Origin of the sequence: Streptomyces sp. NPDC056144, assembly GCF_042264145.1 — a bacterium.
GTDB lineage: Bacteria > Actinomycetota > Actinomycetes > Streptomycetales > Streptomycetaceae > Streptomyces.
Genome location: NZ_JBHJVF010000001.1, coordinates 992,612 through 1,008,184, shown reverse-complemented (window position 1 = coordinate 1,008,184; position 15,573 = coordinate 992,612). Strand labels below are relative to the sequence as shown.

13 protein-coding genes are annotated in these 15,573 nt (G+C 71.6%); 8 read left to right on the top strand and 5 right to left on the bottom strand.

Annotated features, from left to right (window positions below):
- The 4 genes from ACFC0Z_RS04215 to ACFC0Z_RS04200 all read left to right on the top strand — a co-directional run bounded on the left by ACFC0Z_RS04215 (position 1) and on the right by ACFC0Z_RS04200 (position 4,352).
- Positions 1-1,644 carry a phytoene desaturase family protein gene (locus ACFC0Z_RS04215; protein WP_376433448.1) on the top strand — a complete coding sequence of 548 codons (1,644 nt, stop codon included), beginning with the start codon at positions 1-3 and terminating at the stop codon, positions 1,642-1,644.
- Positions 1,641-2,696 (top strand): MDR family NADP-dependent oxidoreductase, encoded by a 1,056-nt coding sequence (locus ACFC0Z_RS04210; protein WP_376432540.1) that lies wholly within the window; start codon positions 1,641-1,643, stop codon positions 2,694-2,696. Before ACFC0Z_RS04215 ends, ACFC0Z_RS04210 begins: the two co-directional genes overlap by 4 nt.
- Positions 2,693-3,787 (top strand): Rieske 2Fe-2S domain-containing protein, encoded by a 1,095-nt coding sequence (locus ACFC0Z_RS04205; RefSeq protein WP_376432538.1) that lies wholly within the window; start codon positions 2,693-2,695, stop codon positions 3,785-3,787. The genes ACFC0Z_RS04210 and ACFC0Z_RS04205 overlap by 4 nt, the downstream gene beginning before the upstream one ends.
- Positions 3,788-3,986: 199 nt before the next feature.
- The gene (locus tag ACFC0Z_RS04200; RefSeq protein ID WP_376432536.1) at positions 3,987-4,352 is read left to right on the top strand and encodes a hypothetical protein; all 366 of its coding nucleotides are present in this window, start codon (positions 3,987-3,989) and stop codon (positions 4,350-4,352) included.
- A gap of 122 nt (positions 4,353-4,474) precedes the next feature.
- Here ACFC0Z_RS04200 and ACFC0Z_RS04195 read toward each other — a convergent pair whose 3' ends face one another.
- The gene (locus ACFC0Z_RS04195; RefSeq protein WP_376433446.1) at positions 4,475-4,999 is read right to left on the bottom strand and encodes a peptidylprolyl isomerase; all 525 of its coding nucleotides are present in this window, start codon (positions 4,997-4,999) and stop codon (positions 4,475-4,477) included.
- A 390-nt stretch (positions 5,000-5,389) separates the two neighbouring features.
- Here ACFC0Z_RS04195 and ACFC0Z_RS04190 point away from each other — a divergent pair, with 390 nt between their 5' ends.
- Entirely contained in the window at positions 5,390-5,995 is a 606-nt protein-coding gene (locus ACFC0Z_RS04190; protein WP_376432534.1) for a dihydrofolate reductase family protein, read from the top strand.
- A 62-nt stretch (positions 5,996-6,057) separates the two neighbouring features.
- Here ACFC0Z_RS04190 and ACFC0Z_RS04185 read toward each other — a convergent pair whose 3' ends face one another.
- Positions 6,058-6,699 (bottom strand): type III effector protein, encoded by a 642-nt coding sequence (locus tag ACFC0Z_RS04185; RefSeq protein WP_376432532.1) that lies wholly within the window; start codon positions 6,697-6,699, stop codon positions 6,058-6,060.
- A 128-nt stretch (positions 6,700-6,827) separates the two neighbouring features.
- On the opposite strand from ACFC0Z_RS04185, the gene ACFC0Z_RS04180 reads away from it, so the two are divergent.
- The 3 genes from ACFC0Z_RS04180 to ACFC0Z_RS04170 all read left to right on the top strand — a co-directional run bounded on the left by ACFC0Z_RS04180 (position 6,828) and on the right by ACFC0Z_RS04170 (position 8,259).
- Entirely contained in the window at positions 6,828-7,259 is a 432-nt protein-coding gene (locus tag ACFC0Z_RS04180) for an Hsp20/alpha crystallin family protein (protein WP_376432530.1), read from the top strand.
- A 101-nt stretch (positions 7,260-7,360) separates the two neighbouring features.
- The gene (locus ACFC0Z_RS04175) at positions 7,361-7,756 is read left to right on the top strand and encodes a DUF2267 domain-containing protein (protein WP_376432528.1); all 396 of its coding nucleotides are present in this window, start codon (positions 7,361-7,363) and stop codon (positions 7,754-7,756) included.
- A gap of 59 nt (positions 7,757-7,815) precedes the next feature.
- A complete protein-coding gene (locus ACFC0Z_RS04170; RefSeq protein ID WP_376432526.1) occupies positions 7,816-8,259 on the top strand; it encodes a DUF2267 domain-containing protein in 444 nt (147 codons plus the stop codon).
- A 50-nt stretch (positions 8,260-8,309) separates the two neighbouring features.
- Here ACFC0Z_RS04170 and ACFC0Z_RS04165 read toward each other — a convergent pair whose 3' ends face one another.
- The 3 genes from ACFC0Z_RS04165 to ACFC0Z_RS04155 all read right to left on the bottom strand — a co-directional run bounded on the left by ACFC0Z_RS04165 (position 8,310) and on the right by ACFC0Z_RS04155 (position 15,243).
- Positions 8,310-10,934 carry an RICIN domain-containing protein gene (locus tag ACFC0Z_RS04165; RefSeq protein ID WP_376432524.1) on the bottom strand — a complete coding sequence of 875 codons (2,625 nt, stop codon included), beginning with the start codon at positions 10,932-10,934 and terminating at the stop codon, positions 8,310-8,312.
- Positions 10,935-10,973: 39 nt separating this feature from the next.
- Positions 10,974-13,370, bottom strand: coding sequence for a non-reducing end alpha-L-arabinofuranosidase family hydrolase (locus ACFC0Z_RS04160; RefSeq protein ID WP_376432522.1), 2,397 nt, complete (start codon positions 13,368-13,370; stop codon positions 10,974-10,976).
- 226 nt (positions 13,371-13,596) lie between these two features.
- Positions 13,597-15,243, bottom strand: a complete 1,647-nt coding sequence (locus tag ACFC0Z_RS04155) for a sigma-70 family RNA polymerase sigma factor (RefSeq protein WP_376432520.1) — start codon at positions 15,241-15,243, stop codon at positions 13,597-13,599.
- Between the last annotated feature and the right edge of the window lie 330 nt (positions 15,244-15,573).

Sequence of the window (15,573 nt, the reverse complement as noted above, 5' to 3'; positions counted from 1 at the left end):
ATGCTGATCGTCGGCGGAGGGCTCGGCGGGCTCTCCACCGGCTGCTACGCCCAGATGAACGGCTATCGCAGCCGGGTGCTGGAGATGCACGAGATCCCGGGCGGCTCCTGCACGGCCTGGGACCGGGGCGACTTCACCCTCGACTGCTGCGTGAGCTGGCTGCTCGGCAGCGGGCCGGGCAACGAGATGCACCAGATCTGGCTGGAGCTCGGCGCGCTCCAGGGCAAGCGGATGCGCAACTTCGACGTGTTCAACACGGTGCGCGGCCGGGACGGACGGGCGGTCCGCTTCTACTCCGACCCGGACCGTCTCGAAGCGCACCTGCTCGCCCTCTCCCCCGGCGACGCCCGGGTGATCCGCGACTTCTGCGCCGGACTGCGGACCTTCCGCAAGGCGCTGGCCCGCTACCCCTTCCTCACCCCTGTCGGGCTCATGGGCCGCCTGGAGCGCTGGCGGATGCTGGCGTCCTTCGTCCCCTACTTCAACGTGATCCGGCGCTCCATCGGCACGCTGATGCGGGACTACTCGGAGCGCTTCGAGGACCCGCTGCTGCGCGAGGCGTTCAACTTCATCCTGTACGAGAAGCATCCCAACTTCCCCGTGCTGCCGTTCTACTTCCAGCTCGCGGCGCACGCCGACGCCTCGGCCGGTGTCCCCGAGGGCGGCTCACTGGGCCTGGCCCGCTCGGTCGAGGAGCGCTACCGGGGGCTCGGCGGCGAGGTCACGTACAACGCCAGGGTCGTGGAGATCCTGGTGGAGAACGACCGGGCGGCCGGGGTCCGGCTGAGCGACGGCACGGAGCTGCGGGCGGACATCGTGGTCTCCGCCTGCGACGGGCGCACCACCCTCCTCGACCTGCTGAAGGGCCGCTATCTCACCGACACCTACCGGGAGTTGTACACCCGGACCATCGCGGAACCCGGCATGGTCTTCCCCGGCTACCTGACGGTCTTCCTGGGGCTGCGCCGGCCCTTCCCGGACGGCGAGCCCTGCACCACGTACCTCCTGGAGGACGCGGTCGCGGAACGGCTCACGGGCATCCGGCACCCCAGCGTCAACGTGCAGTTCCGCAGCCGCCACTACCCGGAGCTGTCACCGCCGGGCACCTCCGTGGTGTACGCCACGTACTTCTGCGACATCGCGCCGTGGCGGGAGCTGAGCACCGGTCCGGAGTGGTCCACCCGGATCCGCCGGGGCGAGGAGCTGCACACGCTGCCGGTCGGGCGCGGACGCGCGTACCAGCGGGCCAAACGGCAGGTGCGGGACACGATCGTGGACTTCCTCGACGCGCGGCACCCCGGGCTGCGGGACGCGATCGTGGTGCGGGACGTCTCCACCCCGCTCACCCAGGTCCGCTACACCGGCAACTACGACGGCACCGTGCTCGGCTGGCAGCCGTTCGTGGACAGCGGCGAGACCGTGGAGAAGGAGGTCAAGCGGCACGGCCCGGGACTGCCGGGGCTCGCGGACTTCTATCTGTCCGGCGTCTGGGCCACCACCGGCGGCCTGATCCGGGCCGCGGCCTCGGGACGGCACGTCATGCACTTCGTCTGCCGCGACGACGGGCGGCCGTTCACCGCCTCCGTCGACGACAGCGCCCCTCTCCCCGTCCAACTCATCGAACCCGCAGGAGCGACCCCGTGAAGACCGAGAAGTGGATCGTCAGCGAGCACAACGACGGCGTGCCGGACGTGGACCGGATGTACGTCAAGGTGGTGGAGGAGCTCGACACCGCACTGGCCGAGGACGAGATGCTGCTGCGCACGCGGTACGTCTCCGTCGACCCGTACCTCCAGGGGATCGCCCTGGACACCCCGGTGGGCGACCACATGGGCGCCGACTCGATCATGGAGGTGCTGGCGGCCGGACCGAAGGCGATGTTCGGCGTCGGGGACCTCGTGCAGGGCTTCGGCGGCTGGCGCACCCACCTGGTCAGCAACGGCGCCGAGGCGCTGTGGCAGACCGGCACCTTCCCGATGGTCTTTCCCGCGTACCGAAAGCTGGACACGGCCCACTACGACGAGGCGCTGCCGCTGAGCACCGCGCTCAGCATCCTCGGCGGCGCCGGGATGACCGCGTGGGGCACCCTCACCACCTTCCTGTCCGTACGGCCCGGCGACACGGTCCTGATCAGCGGCGCGTCCGGCGCGATCGGCACGCTGGTCGGGCAGCTGGCGAAGCGGGCGGGCGCGCGGGTGGTGGGCACGACCGGTTCGCCGGAGAAGGCGGCGCCGCTGACGGCGCTCGGCTTCGACGCCGTCGTCGTCTTCCAGCACGGCGGGGACCCGGCGCAGCTCCGCGAGGACCTGGCGAAGGCGGCTCCCGGCGGTGTGGACCGGTACTTCGACAACCTCGGCGGGGTCATGACCGACACCGTCTTCACGATGCTCACCGTGGACAGCCGGGTCGCGGTGTGCTGGCAGTGGTCGAGCCAGGTCGGCGGCGAGTGGACCGGGCCCCGGCTGCTGCCGTACATCATGTTCCCGCGCACGACGATCCGCGGGATCTTCGCGCTGGAGTGGTTCACCGAGGACAACTGGGCGGCGCTGCACGCCGAGCTGGCGCCGCTGGTGCGCGCCGGCGAGATCCGCTACCAGCAGACCGTGCACCGCGGCTTCGACTCCATCCCCGCCGCCTACCGCAGTCTGTACACCGACCGCGCGGCGTCCTTCGGCAAGGTGCTGGTCGAGCTGTGAGGCGCGGCCACACCCGGGCGCTCACGGAGGGCCCGAGCCCGGCCGACGCGCACGAGCCGGTCCTGCCGTACCCCGACGGCTGGTTCTCGGTGGCGTTCTCCTCGGAGGTGGTCCGGGGGGCGCTGCTCACCCGGCCGCTCCAGGGCGAGGACGTGGTGCTCTACCGGCTCCGCGACGGCGACGTGCGGGCGGTCCGCCCGTACTGCCCGCACCTGGGGGCGCACCTCGGGCTCGGCGCGATGGAGGGCGACGAGCTGCTGTGCCCCTTCCACCGCTTCGCCTTCGGCCCGGACGGCGCCTGCACGCGGACGGGGTACGGCACGCCCCCGCCGCCGTCCTCGGACCTCACCCTGCTGCCGGTGCGCGAGGTCGACGGCGCCGTCTTCGTGTGGCGGCACCACGACGGGCGGGCGCCGGACTGGGAGCTCACGCCCTGGCACACGCTCGGGGCGCGGGCGCCGCGGCAGGCGGCGTGGGAGATGGCGGGGCACAGCCAGGACGTGGTCGAGAACACCGTGGACATCGGGCACTTCACGCCGCTGCACGGCTGGGGCGCTTCGGAAGTGGCCGAACCGGCGGTCTTCGAGGGGCGGTCCTTCCGGATCTCCGTGCGCTCCGAGGAGCGGGTGCCGCTGCTGGGCGCGAGTCCGCTGGAGGTGACGCTGGAGGGCAACGGGATCAGCCGGGTGCACGTGTGCACGGCGCTCCCCCGGTTCGGGGTGCGCACCTGTGCCGTGTACACGACCACGATGATCGCGCCGGCCGCTTTCCAGCTGCGCCAGACGAGCCGCTTCGAGGTGGCCGAGCCGGCCGCCTTCCCTGCCCCGCTGGCCCGCTGGGTGAGCGGCTCGGCACACCGGCTGCTGGCGGGTGTGATGTTCCGGGGCAATTGCGCCTTCGTGTCCCAGGACTTCCCGGTCTGGTCGACGAAGCGGTACGTGTCCCCGCCCCGGCTGGCCCGCGGCGACGGCCCGATCGGCCCGTTCCGCCACTGGGCCCGGCAGTTCTATCCGCCGGACCGGCTGCGGGCGCAGGTGCCGTCGGCAGGGGTACGGAGAGCGGCGGGGGAAACGGAGAGCAGGGTGACGTAGTCCGGCCGCTCCGAGGAGCGGGGCGGTGGCCGCGCCGGACGCCCGGCTCCCCGCCCAGCGGGAGATCCACCGCGCTGGTACGACCGGACTTGTCATGGCCTGATCCCTGAGACCGGAAACAGGCTGTTACGGGGCGCGCACACACCGTAGAAACGGGCTGTCGTTTTCCGCTGATCGTTTCCGGACCAAGGAGTCCACCGTGACCCGCTTCCGCACCACCACCGTGCTGCTCGCCGCCGCCGCGACGGTCGCCCTCGCCGGCGCGCCCGCCCAGGCGGCTCCCGGTGACGTGACGACCACCTGCGCGAGCACCGCCACCCCGAGCGGCTACGTCGACGTCAGCTGGGGGTACAGCGCGAGCTGCGGCACCCAGAACTTCAACCCGAACATCAAGCAGATCAAGCAGCTCACCGGCCTCCCCATAGGCACCGTCGTCGAAGCCTGCGGGTCCGCGTACTACCCGGCGGGCTGGGTCCAGACCGCCTCGTACTACTCCAGCTCCTGTGTCGCCTGGCCCAACTCCGGTTTCAACAACAACGCCTGGACCCTCAAGCGCGTGTCCTGATCACCCTCCTCCGGAGGCGGCCCGCCTCGCGAGCGGATCACGCGAGGCGGGCGCTCGGACCGGAGTCGGACGGACCGGGCGGGGACACGGCGGTGGCGCGGTGCGTCAACGCGGTGCGTGCGTCAATGCGCCCAGGACAGCCGGACGTCGAGCAACTCGGTCCGCAGGGCGGGTGTGCCGTCGACCGGTGCCGGGTTCTCCGCCGTCGGCTCGATGCCTCCGGCGGCGACCTTGTCGAGTGTCGCCAGACCGGCGGGGCCGACCGTGCCGAACACCGTGTAGTTCGGCCGCAGCGCGGAGTCGCCGTAGACGACGAAGAACTGCGAACCGTTCGTGTTCGGGCCGGCGTTGGCCATCGCCAGCAGGCCGCGGCCGTAGAGCCGGCGCGCGCCCGTGGGATCGGTGGGTGCGGGCGGCAGGTCCACCGGCAGTTCGTCCTTGTACCGGTATCCGGGCCCGCCTTCACCCGTGCCGGTCGGGTCGCCGCACTGCAGGACCTTCAGCGTCGGGTACGCCGTGAGGCGGTGGCACACCGTACGGTCGTAGAAGCCGTGCCGCGCCAGGTGCAGGAAACTCTGGACGGTGCACGGCGCCTTGGCCCGGTCCAAGCTCAGCGGAAGCGGGCCCTGACTGGTCGGAACCGCCAGGTCGACCGTGCCGCGAGCGGGGGTACGCCGCGGGTCGGGCGGCAGCGGAACACGGCGCGCCGGTGGCTCGTCCGGGGTCTGGCTGTACTGGCAAGGCCCCTGCGTGGTGCGCGGCGGAGCGCTGCCGGAAGCGGTGGCGACAGTCCCACCGGACACCACCAACACCGCGGCCGCGCACGCACTGATCAGTGCTCGTCTCATCCTGCACGCCCTCCCGATGATCTCCAGGTCTTGGAGCGGTCGCAGTCTAGGGCGCGGTGTGGCCTGTGGGAGTGGGATTTCCGGCCGATCGACAGCGACGGAAGGCACGGGTGTCCTGCCGGTCCGCGGGAGTGGCACGATGAGTTTGCGGCGGTTGTGCGGTCTACCCGTGGACGAAGGGAGCACACCATGCGCGAGATCATCGTCTGCACGTTCCTGACCCTCGACGGTGTCATGCAGGCACCGGGCGGTCCGGACGAGGACGCGGAGAGCGGCTTCCCGCACGGTGGCTGGCAGAAGCCGGTGGCCGACGACGAGGTCGGCGCGGCCGTCGCCGATTGGTACGAGCGCTCCGACGCGATGCTGCTGGGGCGCAAGACGTACGAGATCTTCGCGTCGTACTGGCCGACGGCCGATCCCGGCAACCCGTTCACCGAGCGGATGAACGGCATGCACAAGTACGTGGCGTCCCGGACCCTGACGTCCGTCCGGTGGCAGAACTCCACGCTCCTGGAGGGCGACACCGTCGACGCCGTACGGGCACTGAAGGCGTCCGACGGCGGCGACATCAACGTCGTCGGCAGCGGCGACCTCGCCCAGACCCTCATGCGGCACGGCCTGGTCGACGAGTACCGGCTGACCATCCACCCGGTGATCATCGGCACGGGCAAGCGGCTGTTCGCCGGGGGCGCGATCCCCACGGCGCTGGAGCCGGTCAGCGTCTCGACGACGAAGGGCGGCACCGTGGTCGGTGTCTACCGGCCGACCGGCCGACCCGGCTACGACAGCTACTGAGGTTGCCGGACACCGGCCCGACACGGGGAGACGGCACCTTCGGTGGTGCCGTCCCGAAGACCTCAGGCCTCGTACGACGGGGCCGTGAGGGTGTCGAGCCGGGCGGCGAGGTCGGGGTGGGCGGCGTCCAGGTGGGGGCGGGTGGCGGCCAGGGGGTTGACGAGGTCCGCGGGATCGTCGTGGGCGAGGGCCGCGTGGAGCTCGCCGAGCGCCCTGCGGGCGGAGGCGGGCAGGTCGGTGAGGGCGGTGATCTGCCCGGCGAGACGACGCAGGTCGGCCGCGTTGCGGCGGGCCCAGGCGGCGGTCGTGCGGTCGGCGGCACGGGCCTGGCGGGTGGCCGTGACGCGCTGTTCGCCGGTGGTCCCGGCCGGGCCGGGGCGGCCGCGCAGGTAGCGGCGCTCGGCGGCCTGACGGCTGGCGACGCCCAGGGGTGGGGCGAGGTCGGCCCAACTGGCGCCCGCGTCCCGGGCGATCTCGATCAGACCGGTCTCCCACCCGGCGAGCTGCTCGCGGACCTGCCGCAGCAGCGACAACGAGGCCAGCGCCTGCTCCGCTCCCGGCCCGGCGCCGGGGCCGTCTGGCGCCTCCTGCCGGGCGGCGCGCAGGGCCTCGTCCACGGCGCGAAGGGCCGCCGCGGCGGCGAGGAACGACGCCGGGCCGTGGGCGTCGGCGCTGGTCGGGAACGGCTGGTCGGACGGGGTCACGGGCACCCCCACAGGTGTGTCATCGAGTCGATGACATCATGTTTGTCATCCATTGGATGACATGTTACAACGGTGTCAGTGAAGCGCATTGGCAGCAACTGCCTGAACCTGCTGGAGGTGTTTTCACGATGTTGATGCGCACTGACCCCTTCCGTGAGCTGGACCGGATGACGCAGCAGCTGCTGGGTCCGGGCACCTGGTCGAGGCCGTCGGCGATGCCGATGGACGCCTACCGCGAGGGCGACGAGTACGTGGTGGCCTTCGACCTGCCCGGCGTCAGAGCGGACGCGATCGACATCGACGTCGAACGGAACATGCTCACCGTCAAGGCCGAGCGCCGGCCGACGGCGAAGGCCGACGACGTCCAGATGGAACTGTCCGAACGGCCGCTGGGCGTCTTCTCCCGTCAGATCGTGCTCGCCGACACCCTCGACACCGAGCGCATCGAGGCCGACTACGACGCGGGCGTGCTCACCCTGCGCATCCCGATCGCCGAGCGCGCCAAGCCCCGCAAGATCTCCGTCGGCGTCGGGACCGGCCGCAAGGAGATCTCCGGCTGACACCGCCGGACACCGGTGCGGAGGACGGGCACCTGGTCTCCCCCTCACCCCCGCCCTCCGCACCCCCGTGAGAGTCCTGAGAAGGAAGGGGTGGCGGTCAGATGACCCTGCGACGCGAAGCGTTCCTCGACCACGTGCGGGAACGCGGCGAGTACGGCACTGCCGAGCAAGCCGAGCGCGCGGCCCGCGTGGTCCTCGCCCTGCTCGGCGCGCACCTGATCGGCGAAGTCCGCGCCCAGCTCGCGGCCCGCCTGCCGGAGGACTTCGCCCTGATCCTGCTCAACCCGCTCCGGAGCGCCGAACCGCTGCCACCGGAGCGGTTCGTGAGGGCGACCGCGGCCTGGATCGAGGGCGCCACCGAGCAGACCGCGACCTGGGACGTCAGCGCCGTACTGTCCACGGTCGCCGACACCGCGGGCGGGGACCTGCTGGGGCAGATCCTGCTCCAGCTCCCGGTCGGCTACGACCTTCTCTTCGGCCGCCCCGAACCCACCTGACCACCGGTGCCGCACCTCGGCACCATCCCAGCCCGGCTTGACGAAAGGCATGCACCGCAGTGATCACCGACGTCCGCGCACCGCTTGAGCACCAGCAGTCGTACGGGACGGCGTACGAGCAGATGCTGGAGAAGGTCCGCTACGAAGGCGCCTACCCCACCCTTCAGAAAGCGGAGGAAGCCGTCCGCCTGGTCCTCTCCGGGCTGGGACGCCAGCTGACCGGCGACGAACGCGTCGACCTGGCCGCCTGTCTGCCCCTGGAGGCCGCACGCGTCCTGACCGCGCAGATCCCCGAGCCCCGGCCGCTGGAAGGCTGGGCCTTCGTCAAGGACCTCGCCGCACGCTCCGGCGCCTCCCTGGCCACCAGCCGGTGGGACACCGGCTCCGTCTTCGCCGCCGTCACGGCCCATGCCGGCCCCGACCTCATCACCCGCATCCTCGACCAACTCCCCGCCGGCTGGGCCCTGCTGTTCGGCCGAGCGGAGCTCAACTCGGCGGTGTGAAAGAGCCCCCGGCCGGGATGTACCAGCCGGGGGGGGCGGCGGTTTCGGCGTCAGGAGGGGTCGCCGTACTGGAGGCCGCGGCCGTTGGTGCCGACGTAGACGCGGCCGTAGACGTCCGGGTCGCCGGTGACGACGCCGACGCCTCCGATGCTGCCCCACTGGTGGGCCTCGTCGTTGACGCGGAGCCAGGTGGCGCCCTTGTCCGTGGAGCGGAAGACGCCCGTGACGTCCTTGACCGTGCCGATCAGATAGAGGGCCTGGTAGGAGGCTCCGGGTGCGGCCTTGCCGAAGCCGAGGGCGGAGGCGGACTTCACCGTGGTGAGCGCGGTGAAGGTGCGGCCGCCGTCGGTGGAGTGCAGCAGCCCCTGGCCGCCGCCGGCGATCCACAGATCTCCGGCGATGCCGGGGACGGCGGCGAGACGGCCGGAGGGCAGGTTGCCGGCGCGCGGGCTGAAGGTTGCTCCGCCGTCGGTGCTGGCGTGGAGCGTACCGCCGGACAGGGAGTAGAAGATCCTGGCCGAGGAACGGTCGGCGACGACAACGGCGTCGGTACCCAGGCCGCTGACCCTCGACCAGCTCGCCCCCTTGTCGGTCGAGCGGTACGGGGCCTGACCGGCCTGGGTCCACAGGATCGTGGAGCCGTCCGCCGCGAGCGCGACACGGCCGTCCTGGGCACCGGCCACCGGCTCGGCCTTGAAGCCGTTCCAGCTGGTGCCGCCGTCGCTGGAATAGGCGCCGTCCTGCGCGCCGCCCCGGCCGACGCGGACCATGATCGAGGGCGCCGACTGGGCGAAGTCGATGTCGGTGCTGTTGGCCATCATCGGGTTGTCCAGCCGCCCGGCGGGCACCTTGGTCAGGTCGTCGTGGCGGAATCCGCCCTGGTCGCCCATGGCGGTGACGACCGCGGCACCGCCGGGCGGGGCGATCGCGTCCATCAGCGCGGTCTCCTCCAGGCCCCGCGCCCCCGCGTTCCAGTGGCTGGTGCCCCCACTGTCGGTGGCGTTGGCGTCCTTGCTGCGCCAGATGCCGTTGCCGGTGCCGTACAGCACGTGTCCGGAGTCGAAGGGGTCGATGGCCAGGGCGGTCATCCAGTGCCCGGTGTGGGTGCCGACGTAGGGAGCGGCGGAGGCGTTCCGCACCGACTTGTCCGCCAGTGCCTTCCAGGTCGTGCCGCCGTCGGTGGTGCGGTAGATCTCGTCCTCGGGCCACCAGCGGTCGAGGGTGGTGACCATCACCGTGGACGGCCGGCGCGGGTCGACGGCCAGGCCGGAGAACCCGTAGCCGCCCTGGGACGGGGAGACGTTCTTCCACGTTCCGCCGGCCGGTGCGTGCTTCCAGACCGAGCCCGCCGTCACGCCGTTGGGTCCGAGGGCGTTGGTGTACGTCAGGTACAGCGAGCCGTCACCGGAGAGCACGCCGTGCTGCGGCATCTGACCCGTGGGCTGGCCGGGGACGGCCTGCCAGGTGGTGCCGCCGTCGGTGGAGCGGTACAGGGAGGTGGACTTGTCGGCGACGCCGACGTACACCGTGTTGCTGCCGGCCGGGCCGTACGTCACGAAGGAGACGCCCGCGCCGCTGCTCGCCCCGTCCTTGACAGGGAACGAGGGCACCTGCCGCCATGTCACACCGCTGTCGGTGCTGCGCCACAGGCCGTTCTTGCGGGTGCCGAGCAGCAGGGTGCGGTTGTCGGCGGGGTCGATCACGAGCCGTTCGCCCGCCCCGCGGCCGTCCTCGTTGCCGCCGGCCTTGAACGGCAGGTCGGTGCGCTTGAAGGTGCGGCCACGGTCGGTGCTGCGCAGGATCGCGCCGTTGCCGGCCCACTCGTTGGTGTAGGTGCCGGCCGCGAGGTAGAGCCGGTCGGGGTCGACCGGGTCGGTGGCCACCGAATCGATGCCCAGCAGGTTCCAGTCCTTCTCGCCGAGCCAGTCGGTCAGCGGGATCCACTGCTCGGCCGCACTGTCCCAGCGGTAGGCGCCGCCCATGTCGGTACGCGCGTACAGCAGACCCTTCTCCCGCGGGTTGAACACCAGCCCGGTGACGTAACCGCCGCCGACGACCTGGGCGTTCTTCCACGCGTACGATCCGGTCCCGGTGGCCGGGACCTCGGACGTCTTCACCAGCTTCCACTGCTGGTTGGTGCTGCCATGACCTCCGTACTGGATGACCGCCGCGCCGTCGGCCGTGGAGCCTCCGGAGACGTCCAGGACCTGGCCGCTCCTGCGGGAGGTGAAGGTGACGGCGTCGGAACCGCTCGCCTCGTCGATCCGCCACTCCTGGGAGGTGGAGGAGCTGTCGGTCTGCTGCTCGGCGGCAGCTGCCTGGGCGGTCGAGCCGCCCGCTATGCCCAGCACCTTGCCGCTGTTGCGGTTCACCAGCTCGTAGTAGCCGTCCCCGGCGGGGCGCAGTCTCCACTGCTGGTTGGCGGTGTTCTGGTCGGTCCACTGCTGGATGCGGGTGCCGTCGGCGGTGGAGAAGGCGTTGACGTCCAGCACCTTGCCGCTGCGCACGGAGACCAGCTTGTAGTAGGCATTGCCGTCGACCGTCGCGGCCTGCGAGTCGTCCTGCACGAACAGGAGGTACGGCACGACGGTGGCGGGCACACCGAGCAGCAGAGCGGTGGCGGTCCTGCGACGGCGGTGACGTCCGCGGCGCCCGGCGTTGGTGGGGTTGTTCATGGGGGGTGTTTCTCCTTGTGCAACCGTGGATAGGGCAGGTCAGCGCTGCAGGGTGAGAACACCCGGCCGGTACGGCAGCTGGTCGTAGGGTCCGCCCGCGGTGGGGGACTTGCCCTGGTACAGGAACTGCAGGTTGCAGGGGTCGATGGTCATGGTCTGGTCGGGGTTGGTGCGGATCAGGTCACCGTGGCTGATGTCGTCGGTCCAGGTGGCGCCGCTGTTGGCCTTGCCCGCGAAGGGGTTGCTTTCGCTGCCGGCCTGCGGGGTCCACGCACCGCTCAGGCTGGAGGCGGTGAAGGAGCGGAAGTAGCGCCGCTCGTTCACGCCCCGCGCCTCGACGAGCATGAGGTACCGGTTCTGCCCCTGGACCTTGTAGACCTGGGGCGCCTCGAAGAGGTTCTTCGCGGTGTCGCTCATGACCGTCGTGTACGAGGAGCCGAAGCTGCCCGGGAAGTTCCCGATCGGCATGCTCGCCCGGTAGATCTTGCCGTTGTCACCGGCGAAGAACAGGTACATGTTCTTCTCGTCGGCGATCAGGGTCTGGTCGATCGGTCCGGTGCCGGATTCGGCGCGGGGAACGCTCCCGGTGAACAGCGGCCGCGGCGCGGACCAGCCGTTGGGGTCGGTGGGGTCGCTCGACGTCCGGTAGGAGAAGGGCGCGGCACCCCACTGGTACGCGAGCACCCAGATCCGCTTGGGGGCGAAGTAGAACAGGGTGGGCGCCACCGCGTTCTGGTTCATCTTCGTCTGGCCGGCCGACGCCATGTCGGACCAGTTCGTGAAGGGGCGGAACGCCATCGAGCCGTACGAGGTCCCCGACGCGCTCGACGCGTAGACGAGGTGCTTGCCGCCCAGCGTCACGTGGGTGAAGTCCTTCACGGCGGCCCATCCGTTCGACGGCTGGGCGAGGGCACCCGTCGAACGCCACTTGTACGTCGTCGGGAGATCGCACGTGCCGCTGCCCGTCCCGGACGGGGCGGTCCAGGTCCACTTCTGGTTGCCGACGGAGGCGCAGGCGTACAGCTGGATCGTGGTGCCGTTCGCGGTGGCGGCGCCGACCGCGTCGAGGCACAGCCCGGACTGGACACCGGTGATCGTGCCGTCGGACTTGACGTTCCACTGCTGGTTGGTGCCGCCGTTGCAGTCCCAGACGATCACCGGGGTGCCGTTGGTCCTGCCCTGGCCCCTGGCGTCCAGACACTTCTCGCCGTGCACCTTCAGCTGCTTGGCGGCGGTGTGGGTCCAGCGCTGGTCGGTCTGTCCACCGCAGTCCCGCAGCCGCGCGCGGGTGCCGTTGACGGGGGTGGAGCCGGGGACGTCGAGGCAGCGGCCGGAGGCGACGCCCCTGATCTCCCCGTTGGCGCCGGTCGGCTTGCCCGGAGTGGTGCCGGAACCGGAGCGGAGGGCGTTCATGACGGCGGTGTACGCCGGCTTGGGCGTGCCGCCGCCGTCGAACAGCAGCGGGCTCTCGCCGCCGCGCCAGGAGTCGCTGTCACGGACACCCCACACCGTGATGCCGGTGCACCGGGCCACGGACAGGCAGGTGCTGACCGCGCTCGCGTAGTGGGCGGGTGATGCCTGGGCGATGTCCAGCTCGGTGATCTGGACGTCTACGCCCAGGGCGGCGAAGGCGGAAAGCGTGGTCCTGAAGCTCGCCGGCGGGCCGCTCGTCCCGAAATGGCTCTGGAACCCGACGCAGTCGAGGGGAACGCCGCGCGACCTGAAGTCCTTGACCATGCGGTAGACGCCCTGGGTCTTGGCGTCCGACCAGTTCTCGATGTTGTAGTCGTTGTAGCAGAGCTTGGCCGAGGAGTCGGCGACACGGGCGGTGCGGAACGCCTCCTCGATGAAGCCGTCGCCCAGCACCTTCCGGAAGACGGAGTCGCGGAGCCCGCCGCTGCCGCCGTCGGCGAACGCCTCGTTCACCACGTCCCAGGCGTAGACCTTTCCCTTGAAATGGGTCATCTCGGTGGTGATGTGGTGGTTCATCACACTGCGCAGGGTCTTCGCGTCCCCGATGGCACGGACCCAGGGCGGGAGCTGCGAGTGCCAGACCGTGGTGTGGCCGCGCATACGCTGGCCGCGTGCCAGGGCACGATCGACGATCCGGTCGGCGGGGCCGAAGGTGAACTGGCCGCGGGACGGTTCGACGGCGTCCCACTTCATCTCGTTCTCCGGGGTGACCATGGTGAACTCCCGGTCCGCGATCGCGGTGTACGCGGAGTCGCCGAGCCTGTCGGCGGCCACGGCCGTGCCGAAGTACCGGCCCGAGGGGGCGGCCTGGGTGCCCAGGCCCGCGGCTCCGGCGGAGCTGGGGAGGAGCGTCACGACGCCGGCCACCAGCCCCGTGGCCGACAGCCCTATCGCCCATGTACGGCGTCGCCGGCGGAGCCGGTGCAGGCCCTTGGCCCTGGTTTCGGAGGTGTGTCGCGTCATGTGAGGGGCTTTCTTCAGGGGATACGTCGGTGGGGGCTGCCGGGACCCCGCCGCGCCGTCACGTCATGACGGGCGGCGGGATGGACACCCCTGAAGTGGAGGCTTCCGGGCTCGCGGTCTCGTAACGGAAATCTCGCGCCGATCGCGGGATTGCCCCGTGACGCATCTCTCGGGCAGAAAGCGTTATGCCGGACTCCGTGGGACGGCCGCGCCCGAGAAGCGGTGCTCAGGCCCCGGGGCCGCGCACGATGAAGGAGGCCTGGCCGCCGAAGGCCCGCGTGCCGTCGGAGCCGTCGAGCCAGATGCCGCCGTCGCGGTGGCGGAGGACCGACCCCGGATAGTTGTGGGCATGCAGGGTCACCGACCCGGCGACCGCCCCGGGACGGGGGCAGAAGGTGGCGTCCGCTCGGAACAGCGCGCTGCCGTCGTCGCTGCTGAGCCGCAGTCGCAGGTAGTGGTGGCGAAGGTACCGGCCGTCCGCGGCGCGGAAGGTGACGCACCCGGTGTCGGCCAGTCCTCCGACGACCGTGAAGGTGACCCGCTGACGTGCCTGCGCGCCGCCGGACGCGGCGACGCCGCCGAGCGCCGCGAAGTCGCCGGTGTACGTGACGAACAGGCCGGGACTGTCCGCGGACTCCAGCGACCGCGCGCCCAGCGGAACGGTGCCCGCGACGGCGGACGGGCTGACCGAGGACGGGCTCAGCGGGGACGGAGTCGCCGGGGAGGGGCTCACCAGGGACGGACTCGCCGGCGGCGGGCCGGCCGGGGCGCCGGTGCGCGAGGGAAGGGGCGTGGGAGCGCCGACCGTGGGAGCGGCGGTGGCGCCGGGCACAGGAGGCGCCGGTTCGGGCCAGGTCGCGTAGGTGGCTGTTCCGGCGATGAGCACCGCGCCGGTCGCGAGGCTCACCAGCGGGTGAGCGGTCACCGCCTGGAGTTTGCCGAGCAGAGCGCCGTGCAGACCGCCTCCCCCTGTCGCCGTCGCCGTCGCCGTCGCCGTCGCCGTCGCCGACGCCGTGGCGAGGGCGACGGGGGCCGCGGCCAGCCCGGCGGCGCTTGCCGCCGTACCCGACAGCAGGCCCTTGGCGGCCAGCGCGGCGATCAGGGCGGCCGGGACGGCCAGCGTCGTGAGACTGAGGGGCAGCAGGTCGGCCGGAACCCGTTCTGCCGACGTCGCCCCGCAGACCGGGCAGTCACGTGTGTGACGCGCGATCCGCTTGCGCCACACCGAGGCATGGTCACCGTCCCAGCCGACGACTGCCTCGTCCAGCTGCGGACAGCGCGGATCGGCCTCCAGCGCGGCGACGATCGTCCGGCACAGTTCCAGCTGCTCGCGCATGCGTTGCAGGCGCACGCCGACGTGCGCCACCGTGAGCCCCGTCGCGGCGGCCATGTCCTCACGGCTGAGCAGGCCGGCGCACTCCTGCCACCACAGCGACAGCAGCACCCGATGGTCCGGGTCGAGCCACCGGCCGGCTTCGACGGCCCTGCGCCGCTCGTCCGACACGTGCAGCCGCAGGATCGTCACGTCAACGGGCTCGGCGCCCGCGTCCGGTATCCGGCGTGCCTCGTCGATGACCGTGGTCCGGTCGGCGAGGGCGTGCTGCCGGTGCCAGTGGGTGTTGATCTGGCGGAGAGTGATCGACACCGTCCAGGACCGGAAACTCTCCGGGGCCCGCAGGGCGGGCAGGTCGCGCACCACGCGTATGAGGGTCTCCTGGACGACGTCGTCGACGTCGGCATGTCCGCTCAGCGCTCGCCCGACGATGTTGTAGACCAACGGCAGGTACGCGGCGATCAGCTCCTCGCGCGCCCGGTCGTCACCGGCCTGCGCCGCGACGACCAGCCCCGCGTGGTCTGCGTCAATGAGCCCCATTCCCACCTTCTCCGAGGGGAGCGATCCGCCGAGTACGGCGGCACACCCTAGCCTCGACACCCGCATACGGCCAAAGCCGGCGCCTCGGGACTCCTGCACCGCCGGCGGGTGAAGCACCTGTCCGGCGGCGCCCCCGGACATCGACATTCGGCCACACCTCGGTCGTCCCGTCGGATTCGACGGCTTGTCGTGACGTCGAACGGGTATTGCTGCTTAGCATGGCCGCAACACGCGCTCCTCCCGTATCTGGTTCACCGCTGTGCCCGGACCCCGCTGACCGGGCTGCCCCGTCGGACCGGTCGCGCCGGGCGTGTGGCGGCGGCTCGCGGC